Annotated in this window: 21 protein-coding genes; 11 read left to right on the top strand and 10 right to left on the bottom strand. The window is 62.8% G+C overall.

Annotation, left to right across the window (positions count from 1 at the left end; translation table 11 throughout):
• The 6 genes from NKH59_RS04485 (at position 1) to rnhA (ending at position 4,719) form a co-directional block, all read left to right on the top strand.
• Complete coding sequence (locus tag NKH59_RS04485) at positions 1–882, top strand: cytochrome c oxidase subunit 3 (protein WP_352449883.1); 882 nt, start codon at positions 1–3, stop codon at positions 880–882.
• An 82-nt stretch (positions 883–964) separates the two neighbouring features.
• The gene (locus NKH59_RS04480) at positions 965–1,351 is read left to right on the top strand and encodes a DUF983 domain-containing protein (RefSeq protein WP_352470653.1); all 387 of its coding nucleotides are present in this window, start codon (positions 965–967) and stop codon (positions 1,349–1,351) included.
• Positions 1,348–2,103, top strand: coding sequence for an SURF1 family protein (locus NKH59_RS04475; protein ID WP_352612413.1), 756 nt, complete (start codon positions 1,348–1,350; stop codon positions 2,101–2,103). Before NKH59_RS04480 ends, NKH59_RS04475 begins: the two co-directional genes overlap by 4 nt.
• A gap of 107 nt (positions 2,104–2,210) precedes the next feature.
• Positions 2,211–3,215, top strand: coding sequence for a 4-hydroxy-3-methylbut-2-enyl diphosphate reductase (gene ispH / locus NKH59_RS04470; RefSeq protein WP_254818458.1), 1,005 nt, complete (start codon positions 2,211–2,213; stop codon positions 3,213–3,215).
• A gap of 5 nt (positions 3,216–3,220) precedes the next feature.
• Positions 3,221–4,183: a homoserine kinase gene (locus tag NKH59_RS04465; RefSeq protein ID WP_352456890.1), complete on the top strand. Its 963-nt coding sequence runs from the start codon at positions 3,221–3,223 to the stop codon at positions 4,181–4,183.
• Positions 4,180–4,719: a ribonuclease HI gene (rnhA, locus tag NKH59_RS04460; RefSeq protein ID WP_352501954.1), complete on the top strand. Its 540-nt coding sequence runs from the start codon at positions 4,180–4,182 to the stop codon at positions 4,717–4,719. Before NKH59_RS04465 ends, rnhA begins: the two co-directional genes overlap by 4 nt.
• 18 nt (positions 4,720–4,737) lie before the next feature.
• Here rnhA and NKH59_RS04455 read toward each other — a convergent pair whose 3' ends face one another.
• From NKH59_RS04455 to NKH59_RS04445, 3 genes are all read right to left on the bottom strand, one after another.
• The gene (locus tag NKH59_RS04455) at positions 4,738–5,217 is read right to left on the bottom strand and encodes a DUF2938 domain-containing protein (RefSeq protein WP_352612418.1); all 480 of its coding nucleotides are present in this window, start codon (positions 5,215–5,217) and stop codon (positions 4,738–4,740) included.
• 147 nt (positions 5,218–5,364) lie between these two features.
• Positions 5,365–5,865, bottom strand: a complete 501-nt coding sequence (locus NKH59_RS04450) for a peroxiredoxin (protein ID WP_352612420.1) — start codon at positions 5,863–5,865, stop codon at positions 5,365–5,367.
• Between the two features lie 82 nt (positions 5,866–5,947).
• Positions 5,948–6,754: a protein-disulfide reductase DsbD domain-containing protein gene (locus NKH59_RS04445; protein WP_352612422.1), complete on the bottom strand. Its 807-nt coding sequence runs from the start codon at positions 6,752–6,754 to the stop codon at positions 5,948–5,950.
• Between the two features lie 147 nt (positions 6,755–6,901).
• On the opposite strand from NKH59_RS04445, the gene NKH59_RS04440 reads away from it, so the two are divergent.
• Positions 6,902–7,510, top strand: a complete 609-nt coding sequence (locus NKH59_RS04440; protein ID WP_031211061.1) for a YqgE/AlgH family protein — start codon at positions 6,902–6,904, stop codon at positions 7,508–7,510.
• 23 nt (positions 7,511–7,533) lie between these two features.
• Here NKH59_RS04440 and NKH59_RS04435 read toward each other — a convergent pair whose 3' ends face one another.
• Genes NKH59_RS04435 through thrC form a run of 4 tightly spaced genes read right to left on the bottom strand, consistent with a single transcriptional unit; the run spans position 7,534 to position 13,741 of the window.
• Entirely contained in the window at positions 7,534–10,422 is a 2,889-nt protein-coding gene (locus NKH59_RS04435) for an EAL domain-containing protein (protein ID WP_352612424.1), read from the bottom strand.
• A gap of 2 nt (positions 10,423–10,424) precedes the next feature.
• Positions 10,425–11,021, bottom strand: a complete 597-nt coding sequence (locus NKH59_RS04430) for a GNAT family N-acetyltransferase (protein WP_352470647.1) — start codon at positions 11,019–11,021, stop codon at positions 10,425–10,427.
• 15 nt (positions 11,022–11,036) lie between these two features.
• Positions 11,037–12,329 (bottom strand): M16 family metallopeptidase, encoded by a 1,293-nt coding sequence (locus NKH59_RS04425; RefSeq protein WP_352470646.1) that lies wholly within the window; start codon positions 12,327–12,329, stop codon positions 11,037–11,039.
• 14 nt (positions 12,330–12,343) lie between these two features.
• Positions 12,344–13,741, bottom strand: coding sequence for a threonine synthase (gene thrC / locus NKH59_RS04420; RefSeq protein WP_352501950.1), 1,398 nt, complete (start codon positions 13,739–13,741; stop codon positions 12,344–12,346).
• 128 nt (positions 13,742–13,869) lie between these two features.
• Between thrC and NKH59_RS04415 the strand changes: the two genes are divergently transcribed.
• Positions 13,870–14,568: a hypothetical protein gene (locus NKH59_RS04415; protein ID WP_352612429.1), complete on the top strand. Its 699-nt coding sequence runs from the start codon at positions 13,870–13,872 to the stop codon at positions 14,566–14,568.
• Positions 14,569–14,606: 38 nt separating this feature from the next.
• Here NKH59_RS04415 and NKH59_RS04410 read toward each other — a convergent pair whose 3' ends face one another.
• A complete protein-coding gene (locus tag NKH59_RS04410; RefSeq protein ID WP_023674153.1) occupies positions 14,607–15,296 on the bottom strand; it encodes an HAD family hydrolase in 690 nt (229 codons plus the stop codon).
• Positions 15,297–15,476: 180 nt separating this feature from the next.
• Between NKH59_RS04410 and NKH59_RS04405 the strand changes: the two genes are divergently transcribed.
• Positions 15,477–16,610: a site-specific DNA-methyltransferase gene (locus NKH59_RS04405; protein WP_352470643.1), complete on the top strand. Its 1,134-nt coding sequence runs from the start codon at positions 15,477–15,479 to the stop codon at positions 16,608–16,610.
• Positions 16,611–16,675: 65 nt separating this feature from the next.
• On the opposite strand, the gene NKH59_RS04400 is transcribed toward NKH59_RS04405, so the two are convergent.
• Positions 16,676–17,287: an HAD family hydrolase gene (locus NKH59_RS04400; protein WP_352470642.1), complete on the bottom strand. Its 612-nt coding sequence runs from the start codon at positions 17,285–17,287 to the stop codon at positions 16,676–16,678.
• Positions 17,288–17,298: 11 nt separating this feature from the next.
• Positions 17,299–18,411: an A/G-specific adenine glycosylase gene (mutY, locus tag NKH59_RS04395; RefSeq protein ID WP_352612431.1), complete on the bottom strand. Its 1,113-nt coding sequence runs from the start codon at positions 18,409–18,411 to the stop codon at positions 17,299–17,301.
• 49 nt (positions 18,412–18,460) lie between these two features.
• Here mutY and NKH59_RS04390 point away from each other — a divergent pair, with 49 nt between their 5' ends.
• Both NKH59_RS04390 and NKH59_RS04385 read left to right on the top strand, forming a co-directional pair.
• Entirely contained in the window at positions 18,461–18,961 is a 501-nt protein-coding gene (locus tag NKH59_RS04390) for a DUF721 domain-containing protein (RefSeq protein WP_352612433.1), read from the top strand.
• A 129-nt stretch (positions 18,962–19,090) separates the two neighbouring features.
• Positions 19,091–19,816: a DsbA family protein gene (locus NKH59_RS04385; RefSeq protein ID WP_023674158.1), complete on the top strand. Its 726-nt coding sequence runs from the start codon at positions 19,091–19,093 to the stop codon at positions 19,814–19,816.
• The last annotated feature ends 8 nt before the right edge of the window (positions 19,817–19,824 follow it).

Raw genomic sequence — 19,824 nt, 5'->3', positions numbered from 1 at the left:
ATGGCAGACGCACACGCAAAACCACAACATGACTACCACCTTGTCGACCCGAGCCCGTGGCCTTTCCTGGGCTCCGTCGGGGCGCTGGTGACCGCGTTCGGCGGCGTCTGTTACATGCAATACCTCAAGGGCGGCGATTTCCCGATCTTCGGTTTCAATGTCGCCAATCCATGGCTGTTCTTCATCGGCCTGCTGATCGTCATCTACACGATGTTCGCCTGGTGGTCGGATACGATCAAGGAGGCGCATGAGGGACACCACACCCGTGTCGTGTCGCTGCATCTGCGCTACGGCATGATCATGTTCATCGCCTCCGAGGTGATGTTCTTCGTCGCCTGGTTCTGGGCCTTCTTCGACGCCAGCCTGTTTCCGGGCGAGGTCCATCAATACGCCCGTACCGCCTTCACCGGCGGCGTTTGGCCGCCCAAGGGCCTCGAAGTTCTCGACCCCTTCCATCTGCCGCTCTACAACACCGTCATCCTGCTTCTGTCGGGTACCACGGTGACCTGGGCGCACCACTCGCTCATCCACGGCGACCGCAAGGGCCTGATCAATGGGTTGGTGCTGACCGTCGGCCTCGGCATGCTGTTCACCATGGTGCAGGCCTACGAGTACATGCACGCGCCGTTCGGCTTCAGGGATTCGATCTACGGCGCCACCTTCTTCATGGCGACCGGCTTCCATGGTTTCCACGTCATCATCGGCACGATCTTCCTGTTGGTCTGCCTGATCCGCGCCATAAAGGGCGACTTCACGCCCAAGCAGCATTTCGGCTTCGAGGCCGCCGCCTGGTACTGGCACTTCGTGGACGTGGTGTGGCTGTTCCTGTTTGCCTCGATCTACGTCTGGGCATCGAACGGCGCGATGATCGAACCGCACTGAGATCGAACTGAGGAAATCGACAAGGCGGCTGCGGCGACGCGGCCGCCTTATCTTTTGCGGCAAATGCTCCTAGGATGATCCCATGAGCGACGACAAGGCGATCTGGCCACCAATCGATCCGATCTCGGCCGGCTTGCATGGCCGCTGCCCCCGCTGTGGCGAGGGCAAGCTGTTCTCCGGGTTCCTCACGGTCGGCAATCGCTGCACCAATTGCGGCCTCGATTATTCTTTCGCCGATGCTGGTGACGGGCCGGCGGTGTTCGTTATCCTGATCATCGGCTTCATCGTCGTCGGCCTGGCGTTGTGGATGGAGGTGACGCTCAATCCACCGCTTTGGCTGCATCTGCTGCTGTGGATTCCGCTGACGCTGGTGCTTTGCCTGGCGGCGCTCCGGCTGATCAAGGGCGTGCTGCTGACGCTGCAATACCGCAACAAGGCGGCCGAGGGCCGGCTGGACCGCGGCGAATGAGCGAGGCATCAGGTTCGGTGGCCGGCCGGTCGCGGCCCAAGCGCGCATTGGCGCTCGGCCTGGGTATCGTCGTGTTTTTGATCCTGCTGGCGCTCGGCACCTGGCAGGTTCAGCGCCTGCACTGGAAAGAGGGCCTTCTCCAGACGATCGACCAGCGTACGCATTCGGCGCCTGTACCATTGGCCGAGGTCGAAAAGCGGTTTGCTGCCGCCGGCGACGTGGACTACACGCCGGTGATAGTGACCGGCACTTTCCTGCATCAAGACGAGCGGCATTTCCTCGCCACCTGGGAAGGCCAGTCCGGTTTCGACGTCTTCACGCCGCTACAGCTCGACGATGGCCGTTTCGTGCTGATCAACCGCGGCTTCGTGCCTTACGATTTCAAGGATCCAGCCAAGCGGCCGCAGGAACAGGTAACGGGCAAAGTGACGGTGACGGGGCTCGCCCGTAACCCGCTGCCGGCCAAGCCCTCGATGATGCTTCCCGACAATGATCCGCAGAAGAATATCTTCTACTGGAAAGATCGTGACGCGATGGCCTCGAGCGCCGGCCTGCCGACAGGTGCGGCGCTGGTGCCGATCTTCATCGATGCGAACGCCACGCCCAACCCCGGCGGGCTGCCGGTTGGCGGTGTCACCGTCATCGACCTGCCGAACAGCCATCTGCAATATGCGATAACCTGGTACGGCCTTGCCGCCGCCCTTGCCGGCGTCCTGATCTCCTGGCTCCGCCGCCCGGCGAAAGACCAATGATCGCCGCCATTACCCTTGACAGGGCAGGGCCGCGCACCTCATTTCGCGCCTTGAGCTCAGAAGTCATAGTCCGATCAACCGGCCTACAATCAGCGTAAGATGCAATCATGCTTCACACAAAGCCGCCGCTGACCATCCGGCTCTGCCAGCCCCGCGGTTTCTGTGCGGGCGTTGACCGTGCCATCCAGATCGTCGTGCTGGCGCTGAAGAAATACGGCGCGCCGGTCTATGTCCGCCACGAGATCGTGCACAACCGCTACGTCGTCGAAGGGCTGCAAAGCCTCGGCGCGGTGTTCATCGAGGAGCTCTCCGAGATCCCGCCCGAGCATCGCCAGAGCCCGGTCGTCTTTTCGGCGCATGGCGTGCCGAAATCTGTGCCGGCCGACGCCCAGTCCCGCAACCTGTTCTATCTCGACGCGACTTGCCCGCTGGTCTCGAAAGTCCACAAGCAGGCGATGCGCCATCAGCGGCTTGGCCGCCACGTGCTCTTGATCGGCCATGCCGGGCATCCGGAGGTGATCGGCACAATGGGCCAGTTGCCGGACGGCGCGGTAACTCTGATCGAGACCGAGGCCGACGCCGCAAGCTTCGTGCCCGCAGACCCACAAGCGCTCGGCTTCGTCACCCAGACGACGCTGTCGGTCGAGGATACCGCCGGTATCATCCGCGCCCTGCAGCAGCGTTTTCCCGAGCTGCACGCGCCGGCGGCGGAATCGATCTGTTATGCCACCACCAATCGCCAGGAAGCGGTCAAGGAAACAGCGGCCGGCGCCGATCTCTTCCTGGTTGTCGGCGCACCTAACTCGTCCAACTCGCGGCGCCTGGTCGAAGTGGCCGAGCGCGCCGGCGCCTCGATGTCGCTTCTCGTGCAGCGCGCCTCCGAAATTCCGTGGAATGAGATTGCCGGCATTTCGACGCTCGGCCTGTCGGCGGGCGCCTCGGCGCCGGAGATCATCGTCGACGAGATCGTCGATGCGTTCAGGCAGCGCTTCGACGTGACCATCGAGCTGGCCGTGACGGCGACGGAGACGGAGGACTTTCCGGTGATGCGGGTGTTGCGCGATGTCGAACTGACGGCTGCCGACATGGCCTTCGTCAACGGGGCCGCGTAGCAACGATGGCGGTTTACACCGACGTCAACGAGGGCGAGCTCGGCGCATTCCTCAGGAACTATCCGGTCGGCGACCTCTTGTCCTACAAGGGCATCGCCGAAGGCACCGAAAACTCGAATTTTCTGCTGCACACCAGCAGCGGCTCCTACATCCTGACGCTTTACGAGAAGCGCGTCGACAAGGCTGACCTGCCGTTCTTTCTCGGCCTCATGGCCCACCTCGCCAGAAAGGGCATTTCGTGCCCGCTCCCGGTCACCGCACATGATGGCGGTGTGATCGGAACACTTGCCGGCCGGCCGGCGGTCATCATCACCTTTCTCGAAGGCCTGTCGCTGCGGCGGCCGACGGCTGCACATTGCGGCGAGGTCGGCAAGGCGCTGGCGGCACTGCATCTCGCCGGCGCGGATTTTCCGATGACCCGCCCCAACGCCCTTGCCATCGATGGCTGGCGCAAGCTGTGGAATGCCGCCCGCGCCCGCGCCGACGAGGTCGAGCCGGGACTGGCGGCCGAGGTCGATGCCGATTTCGCCGATTTCGAGCGGAACTGGCCGAACGGTCTGCCGCAAGGCATCATCCATGCTGATCTTTTCCCGGACAATGTGTTTTTCCTCGGCGAGAAACTGTCCGGGCTGATCGACTTCTATTTCGCCTGCAACGACCTCTATGCCTATGACGTTGCCACGTGCCTGAACGCCTGGTGCTTCGAGAAGGATTTTTCCTTCAATCTGACCAAGGGCACGGCGCTGCTTGCCGGCTACCAAAGCGTGCGGCCGTTGAGCAGTGACGAGAAAGCTGCGCTGCCGATGCTGGCGCGCGGTTCGGCGCTGCGCTTCATGCTGACCCGGCTCTACGACTGGCTGACGGTCCCGGACGGCGGCCTGGTGATGAAACGCGACCCGACCGAGTATATCCGCCGGATGCGCTTCCACCGGGCGATCAACTCTCCTTCCGAATATGGACTGACATGACCAAGCGCGTTGAAATCTTCACCGATGGTGCCTGTTCGGGCAATCCCGGGCCTGGCGGCTGGGGCGCAATCCTGCGCTTCAACGGCGCAATCAAGGAGCTCCATGGTGGCGAGGCTCTGACCACCAACAACCGCATGGAGTTGTTGGCGGCCATCTCGGCGCTCAATGCGCTCAAGGAGCCTTGCGTCGTCGATCTTTATACCGACAGCAACTACGTCAAGGACGGTATTTTCGGCTGGATCGACGGCTGGAAGCGCAACGGCTGGAAGACCGCCGCCAGGCAGCCGGTGAAGAATGCCGAGCTGTGGCAGCAGCTCGACGCTGCGCGCAACCGCCACCAGGTCACCTGGCATTGGGTCAAGGGCCATGCCGGCCATCCCGAGAACGAGCGCGCCGACGAATTGGCGCGGCTCGGCATGGCGCCATTCAAGACGAAGTCGGCGAAACCCGTGCTCGCGTCCGTGCCGCCGGAGGAAGGCACCCAGTCCAGGCAATCGGCGGCCAAGAAGGTTCGGCGCTCGACCCAGAGTTATTGATCCGGTTGAACTGGCGTGTCAGCGGATCAGAAGGGCGGTGCCGAACAGTCCGATGGCAAACACCGTATGCGACACAAGATTGAGGGCGCGGACCTGCATCGGATTGGGCCGCTTCGAAGCGGCCCAGCCGGCGCCCAGGCCGGGCGCCAGCAGAAACCACCCGGCGCCGACGGTGACGATGCCGAGCATAAAAGCCGGCAGGAAGGTCGGCGCGGTGAGCCAGGCCGTTCCGGCCAGCACGACCAGTATGACGCCGTAGACGATGCCGACAGCATAATGAAAGGCCCAGCCAAGTACTGATTCATGCGGGTAGGGCGAGGCCTCGCCAATGTCGTCATGGAAGACCTTGCCTTCCCTGAGATGCCAGACCCAGCGGCCGACCAGCCCCCAGTTCGGCCGCGGCTGAGCAAACGCCTTGTTCAGGAAAATCGCCCAGACATCCATAAGCGCGGTTGCGCCGATGCCGATCGCGACGCTGCGCCAGACGATGTCAGACATAATCGAGGTCCCCAGAAGCAAGCAGTCCCGAAGGGCCGACGCATGGTCCCGAAAAACCGGGTCGGCTTTCGGAAGGATCATGCGCCGATGCAAAGTCAGCGTCCTTTGGACGTTGAGCGCTCGAAGGCGCCCTTTGCCGTGCCTGGCCTAGGCTGTCGCCAGGACGGAAAGCTGTCCGAGAATGTGAGCCGCACCGGATTCGTCGACGCCGGGCTTTGTCTCGACATTGAGTGCGGTGACCTTGCCGTCATCGACGATCATCGAAAAACGCTTCGAGCGTAGCCCCATGCCGCCGCTGGAGAGGTCGGCGTCGAGGCCGACGGATTTGGCGAAATCGCCATTGCCATCGGCAAGATAAAGGATTTTGCCTTCACCGCCGCTGAAGCGGGCCCAGGCCCCCATAACGTGAACATCGTTGACCGAGACAACGGCGATAGTGTCGACGCCGCGCGCCAGGATGGCGTCGTAATTGTCCAGGTAGCCGGGCAGATGATTGTTGCTGCAGGTCGGCGTGAAGGCGCCTGGAACGCCAAACAGCACGACCTTCTTTCCTGAGAATATCTCGCCCGTCGTTATCGGCTTTGCACCGTCGGCGGTCATTGTCTTGAAGGTCGCATCGGGCAGTTTGTCGCCAACGGAGATCGTCATGATGGTCCTCGCTTGGAAATGGAAGGGAGTGTCCTTGCGATAGCGAATTAAGGCGCGCCCGGCAACCGTCCAGACGTTGGCATCACGGGAATGGCAACAGGCCTTCGACCGCGCCTGCGGCACTTGTCAGTGTGTAGTGCAGGCCGCCATCGGTTGGCGTTGTCGACGGCCTGTCGAGGATCGGCACAGTAAAGATCAGCTTGCCATCCTTTTCGCTGCGTGCCGGGGCACCGAACATGTAGTCGCGTTCGCCGGCAACGAAGAAGTCGGCGCCCTCGGGGCTGCCCGGAAAGCTCGCTTCGACAATCAGCGTTTCGTGGTCGCCCGGCAGTACGTTTATGCCGAAATCGGGCGTTGCCGTGGCAGGCAGGGTGGCAAGGCCTGCCTTGACCAGTGCCGCGTCCCCGGCGTTGTCCGGATCGGCGCCGGGATCGACGGTCAGCCTTGTCTGCACCGGGATGCAGATGGTTTCGCAGATGCCGAGGAAAATGTCCGCATCGATGACGGCCGGCTGGCCGGGCGCGGCAAGCGTGAACGTCACCGGCAACGAAACGGGGTGGTCGTAGCCGGCCCATTTGCCGTAGCCGTCGTCGTGGCGCTGCGGCGGCGGAAACGAAAGCGTCGCGTCGGCAATGTTGGTGCTGGCCGAGACGTCGATCTGTGGCGGCACGCCCGCATCGCCCGGATCGCGCCAATAGGTCTTCCAGCCGGGCTTCAGCGCAATGTCGAGGACGCCCTGGAGACGCCCGGCCTCATCGGCCTTGCCGCTCGTCACCAGCCGCACCCTGCCGCCTTCGCTGTTGTACCAGGCCGATGAGGAGGCTGAGGCGGGGAGGCCGGTCGCCGATCCAATGGCTACGCCAAGCAGCAGGATTTTCAAGCTTTGCATGGCAATGATTTGATCGTCTGTTGATGGCCGCACAATGATTTCATGACGCCGCCGGCATCATATTTGCGTGACCTTCGATTTACGAGCCTGATCAAATCGGGCGCCGCCCATCTTTTCGACGCCCCGGAAACGCGTTACGCTGTGGCCATGGATTTGTTGCGCCATAAAAGGACGGCCGCAGGACCCGGCTTTCTCGACGATCAGTTCCTGATTGCCATGCCCGGCATGAAGGATGACCGCTTCACGCGCTCTGTCATCTACATTTGCGCGCACAGCGACGAAGGCGCGATGGGGCTGATCATCAACCAGACGCAGCAGATGCTGTTTCCGGACCTGCTCGTGCAACTCGGCATCATGAACGAGCTGGAGGCAATTCGCCTGCCGCCACCGGCGCGCGACTTCGTCGTGCGCAATGGCGGACCGGTGGATCGTAGCCGCGGCTTCGTTCTGCATTCGGGCGACTACCGGGTGGAATCCTCGCTCGCCGTGTCCGACGATGTCTGTCTGACCGCGACCGTCGACATATTGCGCGCCATCTCCTCCGGCCGCGGACCCCGGCGGGCTCTGATGGCGCTTGGCTATGCCGGCTGGGGTGCGGGCCAGCTTGAAAACGAGATCGTCGAGAATGGCTGGCTGACTTGCCCGGCAAGTGCCGAGCTTCTGTTCGACGCCGACATCGATCGCAAATATGACCGGATCCTCGCCTCGATCGGCATTGATCTCGCGCATCTCAGCCTGGCTGCCGGTCACGCCTGAACCTCATTACGTCCTGAAACTTGTCACGCTTGGGTCAACGGATACTGTTCCTTCAGCGTCTTCAGCACCTGGTCGCCCGGCATCGGCGCGCCGAACATGAAGCTCTGCACGTACTCGCAGCCCATCTGCCGCAACTCCAGCGCATCGCTCTCGTCCGAAATGCCTTCGGCGACAACCGACAGGCCGAGTTCATGCGCCATATTGACCATGGATTTGAGCAGCACCGCACGTTTCGGCGTCGCGTCGTCGACGAAGCTCTTGTCGATCTTGATGGTGTCGAATGGAAAGCGCGTCAGATAGGCCAGCGATGAATAGCCGGTGCCGAAATCATCCAGCGACAGGCCGATGCCAAGCTGCTTCAGCTTGGTCAGCACATGGGCGGTCTGCTCGGGATTGTCCATCACCAGCGATTCGGTGAGTTCGAGCCGGAAGCAGCGCGGTTTCAGGTTCGCTCGCGCGATCACCGAGCGGACGTCGCTGACCAGGTCGCGGCGGATGAGCTGACGGCTGGACAGATTGACCGAGACCGACAGCGGCGCATCGCCGATCTGCTTTTGCCATCCCGCCAGGTCTTCGGCAGCCTGTTGCATGGCGAACAGCCCAAGCTGCACGATCAGGCCGCAGTTTTCGGCGACCGGAATGAAATCAGCCGGCGGGATCATGCCGCGACGCGGATGGTCCCAGCGCAGCAGCGCTTCGAAGCCTGCGACGCTGCCGTCCTCCAGCCGCACGATCGGCTGGTAGGCAAGCGTGAATTCGCGTCGTTCGATGGCGCGGCGCAGATCGGACTCGAACTGCAGCCGGTCGGTGCCGACGGTGCGGAAGGCGGGACGGAACGGCTCGATCCGGTCGCCGCCGAAGCGCTTGGCCTGATGCATGGCAAGCTCGGCATCCTTGACCATGTCCTCGGCCGAGGTCTGCGTGGCGGTCCAGGTGATCAGCCCGATCGAGGCCGTCAGCACGATCTCGCGCTTGGCGAAGGTGATCGGGTTGTTGATGGCGTGCTTGATGGCATCGGCAATGGCCGCGATGCGGGCCGGATCCTGCTCCGACAAAAGCATCAGCGCGAACTGGTCGCCGGCAAAGCGCGACAGCGAATCCTTCGGCTTGAGCAGTCGGTGCAGCCGCCGCGCGATAGTCAAAAGGATGGTATCGCCGGCCGAGATGCCGAGCCCGTCATTGACCTGCTTGAAGCGGTCTATGTCGATGACGAAGACGGTCGGGCGCACCTTCTCTTCGGTGCGGGCGATCGAAATGATCGCCTCCAGCCGGTTCATGAACAACTCGCGGTTGGGCAGGCCGGTCAGATTGTCGTGCACGGCGTCATGCAGCAGCCGTTCCTCGGACTTCTTCTGCTCCGTCACGTCGACCATGGTGCCGACGCAGCGGATGACCTCGCCGTCCGAGCCGATCACCGGCCGGGCGCGCAGCGAAAACCAGTGATAGTGCCCGTCGGCGCCGCGCAGGCGGAAGTTTTGCGACACCCGGCCGCGCCGGTGCTCGAGCACCACGTCGAGTGTCGTGCGAAACGTGTCGCGGTCGTCGGCATGCAGCACCGGCAGCCAGTTGCGGGCGGGCCCGCCGAGACTGTTGGGGGCAAGGCCGAGCTGACTGCTGACGTCGGGACGAGTGACGACGCGGTCGCGCAGCACGTCCCAGTCCCACACGGTATCGCCCGATCCGGCAACCGCCAGCGCCTGCCGCTCGAGATCGGAGAACAGGCCCTGATGCAGGGCGCCGCCGGCAAAAGCGTGCTGCATCACCGTGAAGCCGATCAGCAGGATGATGAGGATCAGCCCGCCGCCCAGCGCCGGCTGGGCGATATCGTTGTCCAGCATGCCGGTGATTGCCATCCACGATCCGCATAGCCACAGCAGAACCATCACCCAACTGGGCACCAGCATGATGGCGCGGTCGTAACCGCGGATACCGAGGAAGATGATCAGGCCGAGCCCGGTCAGCGCGGTGGCGGCGAAGGACAGCCTGGCAATGCCGGCGGCGACCGCCGGATCGATGATGGCGACACCGGCGATCAGCACCAGCCCGAGAATCCAGACCAGCGCGCCGTAGCTGAAATGGCCGTGCCACCGGTTGAGGTTGAGATAGGCAAACAGGAACACCACGAAGGTCGCCGCGAGCGCCACCTCCGTTCCGGCGCGCCACATCTGCTCATTGCCCGGTGAGATCTCTATGATCTTGTTGAGAAAGCCGAAATCGACGCAGATATAGGCAAGCACCGCCCAGGCTAGGGCCGCCGTTGCCGGGAACATCGAGGTCCCCTTGACGACGAAAAGAATGGTCAGGAACAGCGCCAGCAGGCCGGCAATGCCGATGACGATGCCACGAAACAGCGTGTAGGAATTGACCGAGTCCTTGTAGGATTCAGGGTCCCACAGATAGACCTGCGGCAGCTTGGGCGAGGCGAGCTCGGCGATGAAGGTAATCACCGTTCCGGGGTTCAACGTCACCCGGAACACGTCGGCGTCGGGGCTGGTCTGGCGGTCGAGCGCAAAGCCTTCGCTGGGCGTGATCGCGGCGATACGGGTCGAGCCGAGATCCGGCCAGAACAGGCCGGAATTCACCAGCCGGAAATGCGGTGCGACAATCAGCCTGTCGAGCTGCTGGTCGGTGGTATTGGCCAGCGCGAACACCGCCCAGTCACCGCTCGAGCGCGCATCATTTGCCTCGACCTCGATGCGCCGCACGATGCCGTCCGGGCCTGGCGCGGTCGACACCTGAAAATTCTCGCCCTGGTTCCGGTAGATCAAGACGGCCCCCGAAAGATCGAGCGCAACGTCGTCGCGGGCGATCTTGATCGGTTCTACGGCAAAGGCCGAGGACGCCGCGCAGAGCGTGACGATTGCCGCCAGCATAAAGGCAAGCAGCGACCCCTTGCGCAGAAAATTCGTCAAAATCAGCCCTTTGTTCCAACGCCCGGCGGATCGTCCGCGATTCGGGCGTATAGGTAATGGTCCTGCCAGATGCCGTTGATCCTGAGATAGGATCGTAGCAGTCCTTCGCGCCGGAATCCGGCTTTTTCAAGCACGCGGATCGACCGGGCGTTGTCGGGAATACAGGCAGCTTCGATCCGGTGCAATCGCAGCGTTTCGAAGGCGAAACGCGTCACCACTCTTACGGCATCGGTCATCAGGCCGCGTCCGCTGAAGCGCTCGCCGATCCAGTAGCCGATATGGCCGCTTTGGGCGACCCCGTGGCGGATATTGCCGAGGGTGATACCGCCGGCCAGCTTGCCGCTGCTTTTCTCGAAGATGAAGAAGGCGATCGCCGTCCCCTGCGCGTAGTCCTCGCGGTAGCGCCCGATACGATGCCGCCACGCCGTGCGGTCGAGTTCGTCAGGGGTCCATCGCGGCTCCCACGGCTCAAGGAAGGCGCGGCTTTCACTGCGCAGCACCGACCACTCGCGATAGTCGTTGGTCAGCGGTACGCGCAGCGTGACAAGCTCGCCCTTCAGTGCCGGCAGGTCGCGGCGAAAGAAAGGGAGCGCGAACACGACGCTCGAGTAGGCTTAGACGGCGAGCTTGCGGGCAGTGGTCTGCGTGCCCGAAAGCGAATCGAGGATCGCCTCATAGGGCGCGAGCGTACCCACCGGCCCGACGGCTGTAAGCGTCGGCTTGGTCGAAAAAAGCCGCGACGACAGGTCCGTCAGCCGCTCGACCGTCAGCGCCGACAGCCGCTCCATCAACTCTTCCTTGGCTATCGGCCTGCCGAACAGAAGCAACTGCCTGGCGATCTGCGAGGCGCGGCTGGCCGGGCTCTCGGCCGACATGATCAGCCCGGCGCGGTACTGCGCACGCGCCCGGTCGAGCTCCTCCTGCAGGATGTTTTCACCGGCCTTTTGCAGCTCGTCGATGATCACAGGCACCAGCTCGGCAATATCGCTTTGTCCGGTCGCCGCATGGACCCCGAAGACGCCCGTGTCGGAAAAACCCCAATGGAAGGCGTAGACCGAATAGCACAGGCCGCGTTTCTCGCGGACTTCCTGGAAAAGCCGCGACGACATGCCGCCGCCCAGGATCATCGACAGGACCTGGGAGGCGTAGAAATCGCGGACGTGATAGGCGCGGCCCTCGAAACCCAGCACGATCTGCGCGTCCATCAGGTCGCGGTCCTCGCGAAAATCGCCGCCGACATACTGCGCATATTGCGGGATGGTGCCGTCGGCCTTGCCGCGGAAGCTGCCGAGACGCTTTTCGACCTCCCGCACGAAATCGTCGTGCTTGATATCGCCGGCCGCCACCATCACCATGTTCTCGGCGCCGTACTGTCGTTCGATGAAGTCGTGCAGCTGCTTCGAAGTGAAGGATTTGACGGTTTCCGGCGTGCCAAGAATCGAGCGGCCGATAGTCTGGTGGCGGAAGGCGGTCTCGGTAAAGTGATCGAAAACGACGTCGTCGGGCGTATCGTGCGCGGCGCCGATCTCCTGCAGAATCACATGCTGCTCTCGTTCCAACTCCTGCGGATCGAATTCGGATTCCTGCAGGATGTCGGAAAGGATATCGACGGCCAGCGGCACGTCGTCGCTCAGAACCCTTGCATAATAGGAGGTCGTCTCGACGCTGGTGGCGGCATTGATCTCGCCGCCGACGTCCTCGATCTCCGAGGCGATCTCGAAGGCGCTTCGCCGACTGGTGCCCTTGAAAGCCATGTGCTCGAGCAAGTGCGCCATTCCGTGCTCTTCGTCACGCTCGTTGCGTGCGCCCGACTTGACCCAGGCGCCAAGGGCAACAGATTCGAGGCTTGGAAGGGTTTCGGTGGCGACTGTCAGGCCGTTCGACAGACGGCTTACCTCAACACCCATATGGCAATTACTCCCTAACGCGCCGCCCGCGTGTGGCGGCCGACATAATCTTCCACCATTTTCAGGTCGGATGGAAGTACCGTGTATTTTTCCTCGGCACTCATCAACCCGCCTAGCCATGCAGGCAGGGCAGGCGACACGCCGCTGGCGGCTTCGACGGCGGCGGGAAACTTTGCCGGGTGCGCAGTGCCCAGCACCACCATCGGCACCTCACCCGCAGCCTTGCCGGCGGCCACATGCACGGCCGCGGCGGTATGCGGGTCGAGCAGATAGCCGCTCGCCGCAAGTGTGGTGCGGATGGTGGCGGCGACCTCGTCCATGGTGGCGCGGCCGGCGTCGAATTCGGACCGGATCTTGGCGATTTCGCCGGCCTCGATGGTGAAGGCGCCGGACTGCTTGAGCCCGTTCATGTAGCGCCGCACGGCCGAGGCATCGCGGCCGGACGCTTCGAACAGCAAGCGTTCGAAGTTCGAAGACACCTGGATGTCCATCGAGGGGGACGTGGTCGAAAAGACCCCCTTCATGCGGTATTCGCCGGTTGCCAGCGTGCGCGCCAGAATATCGTTGTCGTTGGTGGCGATGATCAGCCGTTCGATCGGCAGCCCCATCTTCTTGGCGGCATAGCCGGCGAAGATGTCGCCGAAATTGCCGGTCGGCACGGTGAAGGAAACCGGCCTGTCGGGCGCGCCGAGCGACAGCGCGGAGGAGAAATAATAGACGATCTGGGCCATGATGCGGGCCCAGTTGATCGAGTTGACGCCGGACAGCGATACCCGGTCACGAAAACCGTGGTCGTTGAACATGTCCTTTACCAGGCTCTGGCAGTCGTCGAAATTGCCTTCGATCGCCAACGCATGGACGTTTGCGGCGGTCGAGGTCGTCATCTGCCGCTGCTGTACCGGCGAGACGCGGCCGTGCGGGAAAAGCACGAAGATGTCGGTGCGGTTGCGCCCGGCAAAGGCATCGATGGCGGCCCCTCCGGTGTCGCCGGAGGTGGCGCCGACAATGGTGGCGCGCTGGTCACGCTCGGCCAGCACATGGTCCATCAGCCGTGCAAGAAGCTGCATCGCCACGTCCTTGAAAGCGAGCGTCGGGCCGTGGAAGAGCTCGAGCACGAAGCTGTTCGGCCCGGTCTGCACCAGCGGGCAGACGGCCTCATGGCGGAAGGTTGCATAGGCTTCGCGCACCAGCCGTTCGAACACCGGCGCCGCGATCTCGCCGCCGAGGAACGGCGACAGCACGCGGATGGCAAGATCGGGATAGGCAAGGCCGCGCATGGCGCGGATCTCGGCTGCGGAAAAATGCGGCCAGGCGCTCGGCAGGTAGAGCCCGCCGTCGCGCGCCAGTCCGGCCAGCACCGCGTCGGAAAATCCAAGCGCGGGCGCTTCCCCGCGGGTACTCACATATTGCATCGTCACGTTTCCATTGCTGCCGGGAATTTTCGCCCGCCGCGAGGTGGTGGATTTCTGCGCTGGATCAGTCGCATTTTTGCCGCGCGGTTGATATACGTCACCGGCTTTGCGAGAGGGAAGTGCAGTTCATGGCGTTTCATTCATTCAACGGTCGTTTTGTCGCGGGTGTGGCGCTCACCGGCTTTATGCTTGCCGCCGCAGGTTGCCAATCGAGCGACAATGGAATTCTCGGCTTCGGCAAAAAGGATGCGACGCCGCCACCGCCACCCGATCCAAAGGTGCTTTCCAGCCAGTTGCAGGCCTATTGCCCGAAAGTGACGTTGCGTGACGGCACCGCCTTCTTCAATACCTACGCCAAGAGCGGTCCGAAGCCGAAGAAAAAACCCGATGTTGCCGCCGAGGAAGCCGCCCAGCCGGCAGTGGACGCGGCAGGCGTCGATCAGCCGGACGATTCCGCCAAGATCATCTATCAGGCTTCGATCACCGATGTGACCCGCGACTGCAGCCGCGCCAACGGCTCCTTGTCGATGAAGATAGCCGTCGCCGGCAAGGTCGTGCCTGGCCCGATGTTCACCCCCGGGACCATCACCATGCCGATCCGCATCGCGGTGATGCACGGCACCGAAGTTCTCTATTCGCAGCTTCACTCCTATCAGGTCCAGGTTACCGATCCTTCGAGTGCCACGCAGTTCGTCTTCACCGATTCCAACGTCGTCGTTCCGGAGCCGACGGCGAAGGACTACCAGGCATATGCCGGGTATGACGAGGGCGCTTCGAAAGTAGCGACAGACAAGCCGAGGAAGAAGAAAGCCGCCGCGACCAACTAAGCCGCTGCATTCGTGCCACGGCGGTTGGAGGCGGCCTCTCAGGCGTCCGCCGACCATTCCGACAGCGCGGCGATCACGCTTTTCAGCTCCGCCCAGCGGCGGATGACCGTTTCCGCGCCGGCCTCGGTCAGCGCATCGGCGTGGCCGGGATAGCTGTGCGCCGCGCCGGTGAAGCCGATGACGCGCATTCCCGCCGTCTTGGCGCCGGTGACGCCATGCACCGAATCCTCGATGACAAAGGTGTTCGCAGGATCGGCCTTGAGCTTTTCCGCGGCGAACCGAAACACGTCCGGCGCCGGCTTGGATTTCCCGGTCGGGGTTTCCAGCGAGGAAAAGATACGGCCGGCAAAGAACGGCAAAAGCTGCACCTTCTCCAGCATGAATTCGATCCGCTCCGAGCGCGAATTCGAACAGACGCAGCGCGGCACTGCTACCGCGGCGACAGCCTCGTGCGCCCCGTCGATGGCACGCACGTCGCTGCGCAGCCTACGATCGACCAGCTGTTCCTCCTTGTCGATCAGCGAGGCCTGGAACGGGATCCGGGACTTTTCCTCGACCCGCATCATGATGTCCTTGAAAGTCAACCCGGCATAGACCTCGGAAATCTCCTCGGCCGATATCTCGTAGCCGGCCGAGGTCAACAGCTCGGCATCGATCCGCGCGGCGATGATTTCGGAATCGACGAGCACGCCGTCGCAATCGAAGATGACAAGGTCTGGCTGGGGCATGGTGATCCGGAAAGCGGGATGAAGGGAATGCCGAGGGCTTTTTGGTCCAAACGGCTCAGGCGGCGCGGCATACACCAACAGGCCGGGCTTCGCAAATTCGGCGGGCTGCTTCACTGAATATTTACGCTGATCGGTAACCATAACGGACAGTAAACAGTAACGCGTGCCTTGGGTGTCACAATGTCTGCCGTGCGTCTTCTCGACGAGCTTTCCGATGTTCCCCAGCAATCCGAGTGGCTGGATACGATCCTGAAGGGCGACTGCGTCGCCGCGCTCGAACGGCTGCCGGAAAAGTCGATCGACGTGATCTTCGCCGATCCGCCCTATAATTTGCAGCTCGATGGCGATCTGCACCGGCCCGATCAATCCAAGGTCGATGCCGTCGACGACCATTGGGACCAGTTCGACAGTTTTGAGGCCTACGACGCCTTCACCCGCGCCTGGCTGCTGGCGGCGCGCCGTGTGTTGAAGCCCAACGGCACGATCTGGGTTATCGGCTCCTACCACAATATTTTCAGGGTCGGCGCCAAGATGCAGGACCTGGGCTTCTGGATCCTCAACGACGTCGTCTGGCGCAAGACCAATCCAATGCCGAATTTCCGTGGCCGCCGTTTCCAGAACGCGCATGAGACGATGATCTGGGCATCGCGTGACCAGAAGGGCAAGGGTTACACATTCAACTACGAGGCGCTGAAGGCGTCGAACGACGACGTCCAGATGCGCTCGGACTGGCTGTTTCCGATCTGCACCGGCGGCGAGCGCCTGAAGAACGACAATGGTGACAAATTGCATCCGACGCAGAAGCCGGAAGCGTTGCTTGCCCGCGTCATGACGGCATCGACCAGGCCGGGCGACATCGTGCTCGACCCGTTCTTCGGTTCAGGCACCACCGGGGCTGTGGCCAAGCGGCTTGGCCGCCACTTCGTCGGCATCGAGCGCGAACAAACCTATATCGATGCCGCCATGGAACGTATCGATGCGGTCCGGCCGCTGGAAGGCGCCAATTTGACGGTACTGACCGGCAAGCGCGCCGAGCCGCGCGTCGCCTTCGTCACCCTTCTCGACAATGGCCTGGTGGCGCCAGGCGCCACGCTCTACGACGCCAAGAAGCGCTGGGCGGCAAAAGTGCGCGCCGACGGCACGCTGGCCATCGGCGACAGTGCCGGGTCGATCCACAAGATCGGCGCCGAGGTCCAGGGGCTGGACGCCTGCAACGGATGGACCTTCTGGCATTATGAGCGCAGCGGCGGCCTGACCCCGATCGACGAGCTTCGCCGCATTGCTCGGCTAGGCATGGAGCGGGCGGGCGCCTGACGGCTTCCGAGTTGCGGCAGATCGGATAATGCGAAGGCTCAACCAACTCCTGGAACCGATTCAAATCACACTTTGATCCCAAGACTCTCAAGGTCCGCCCTGAGCGTCTTTGCATCGGTGAACAGCACCGACTGCCAGCCCGCCGCCTTGGCGCCGTCGACGTTCTTCTGGCTGTCGTCGATGAACAGCGTCGCTGACGGCTCGAGGCTGAACGCGGCGACGTGGTGGTCATAGATGGCGCGATCCGGCTTGATCTGGCGGATGTCGCCGGAAACGGTGACGCCGCGCGGCCGATTGAGGAAATCGAAGCGCTCGCGGGCCTCGGCGAGCGTATCTGCAGCGAAATTGGTGAGCATCGTCACGTCATGGCCGCTGTCGATCAGGCCGATCATGATGGCGACGCTGTCCTCATAGGCGTGAGGCACCATCTCGTGCCAGTGCCGGCGGAAATTGCGGATATTTTCGGCGTGCTCGGGATATTGCGCGATCGCCAGCGCTTCGGCCTCTTCCCAACTGCGGCCGCGATCCTGCTCGATGTTCCAATCATGCGTGCAGACATTGTCGAAGAACCATTTCCGTTCGTCGGGATCGGGGATCAAGCGACTGAAGGGCAGGTCCGGATCATAGTGGATCAGCACTTTGCCGATGTCGAAAACGATGTGGCGGATTTCAGTCATTCTTCTCTCTTTCAACGCGGCCGCTGCTTTTTCGTCGCGCCCGGTATCGCCGCTTCGATTACCTTTTTCATGACGCTCGGCAGCGCTTCCCCGGAAATTTCATGGGCCAGCGACCAGAAATGCCCGACCGGGGCGGCAACGTCGGTCTCCGCCTTGAACACGTCGAGTTCAAGCGCAAAATGGGTAAAGATATGGCCGATGCGTCCGGCCTGCTGCCAGTTGCCGGGGAGCGGGGCCGCCGCTTCCGTGGTAGCGCCGTCTATGCGCGCCGTCCAGCCGGTCGTCGGCACCTCAGTCATGCCGCCGAGCAGGCCTTTGTCCGCGCGCTTGCGCAGAAGGATGGCGCCGTCGCACCTGACGGCAACGAAGGCGGCACCGCGGCGTAAGGGTCTTTCGGCCTTGGGCAGGCGGACCGGAAAGCGTTCGGGGTCGCCCGAAATCGTGGCGCTGCAGTCCACCCGAACAGGGCACAGAATGCAGCGGGGCCGGCGCGGCGTGCAGATCGTCGCGCCCAGGTCCATCATCGCCTGCGCGAAGTCGCCGGGCCTTGTCGGGGGAACCATGCGTTCGACCTGGCCGCGTATCTCGCCCTTGGCTTCGCCCAGCGGCGTGGCGATCGAAAACAGCCGTGAGACGACCCGTTCGACATTGCCGTCGACGACCGCGGCTGGTCGGTCGAAGGCGATCGCTGCGATCGCCGCCGCCGTATAGGCGCCGATGCCGGGCAGTTCCTTCAAGCCGGACTCGCTGTCAGGAAAGCGGCCGCCTTGCCGCGCGACGAGATCGGCACAGGCTTTGAGGTTACGAGCGCGGGAATAATAGCCGAGCCCGGCCCAGGCCTTCATGACGTCTTCGGTCGGTGCCGCCGCCAGCGCCTGGACCGTTGGCCATTTCTCTGCGAACGCCCGAAAATAGGATTTTACCGCCTCGACCGTGGTTTGCTGCAGCATCACCTCGGAAAGCCAGACCAGATAGGGATCGGGCCGCGCTCCGCCCGCCAGCGCGCGCGGCGAAACGCGCCAGGGCAAGTCGCGGTGATGCGTGTCGTACCAGGCAAGCAGCCGGGAGGCGATCTCGACATTGTCTCCGGATACGGCCTTGCGGGTCTGGTCGTGCAGTGCCATTGATCGAGGGTCGGCCCTAATCCACTGGTGCTGAAGCTGGAGAACGCACATGGCAGGGAAAAGGCCCTTCGGCAATCCCGTTCCGGTGAGCGATCTCGCAACCGAGATCCTCGACCCAGTGCTGCGCAAACGGGCCGGTATGTCGATCGGACTGGTCCAGTCATGGGAAGAAATTGCCGGGCCGCGGCTTGCCGGCCGCTCGCGCCCGGAAAAGATCCAGTGGCCGCGCCGCATACATGAGGACGATCCTTTCGAACCGGCGGTGCTGGTGATTGCCTGCGAGGGTGTGGCGGCGCTGCATCTGCAGCACGAGACCGGCCAGATCATCAACCGGGTCAACGCCTTCCTCGGTTTCAATGCGATCGGTCGGATCAGGATCGTGCAGAAGCCGGTAATGGCGGGCAAGGACAAGCCGAAACCCAGTTTGCGGCCATTGACTGCGGCCGAGAAAGCGAAGCTGTCGGGCACCGTTGGTTTGATCGAGGACGGCGGGCTGCGCGCCTCGCTAGAGCGGCTTGGCGCCACCATTCTCGGTCAAAAGAAACCGTGATCTCGCGCTATCGTGATGGTATGCCCGGATTTGGCGATTGGAATAGGGGCGGTAATGCCTTAATTCGCGCCAACTCTCGCTTTTTGTAGACTTTGCATTGCAAAATCCAACTATTGCCAGGTGATTCGTATGATCCGTTCCTTGTCCCGCAGAAACCTTTTGACTTCGCTGGCCGCAATACCAGCGGTGGCGCTGCTTGCCGCCTGCAGCGACTCGGGCGAGAAAGCCGAGGCGCAGGATGTGAAGCCTGCGGCTCCGGAACCTGCGAAGCCGGCCGCTCCGGCCGCCGCGGCGGCGCCGGAGGCTCAGGGCACGGTCGATATGGCGGCACTGCTGAAGCCCGGCGCATTGCCCGACATGCAACTCGGCAAGGACGATGCAAAGGTCACCATAGTCGAATATGCATCGATGACCTGCCCGCATTGCGCGCATTTCGCCGAGACCACTTTTCCGGAGCTGAAGACGAAATATATCGACACCGGCAAGGCCCGTTACATACTGCGCGAGTTTCCGTTCGATCCCAGCGCCGAGGCCGGTTTCATGCTGGCGCGCTGCTCCAAGGACAACTATTTCCCGATGGTCGACGTGCTGTTCAGGCAGCAGGCGAACTGGGTTGGTGTGAACAATACCAAGGACGCACTGCTGCAAATCGCCAAGCTTGCCGGTTTTACACAGGAGTCCTTCGAGGCCTGCTTGACGGACCAGAAACTTCTGGACGATGTGAGATCCGTCCAGAAGCGCGGCGCCGACGAATTCAAGGTCGATTCCACACCGACCTTTTTCATCAACGGAAAGACCTACAAAGGGGCGATGTCGATTGCGGAAATGTCGGCCATCATCGACCCTCTGCTCTGACGTTTCGG

This window comes from Mesorhizobium sp. M0998 (genome assembly GCF_040318885.1).
GTDB lineage: Bacteria > Pseudomonadota > Alphaproteobacteria > Rhizobiales > Rhizobiaceae > Mesorhizobium.
This window is presented reverse-complemented; position numbering and strand designations above follow the sequence as displayed.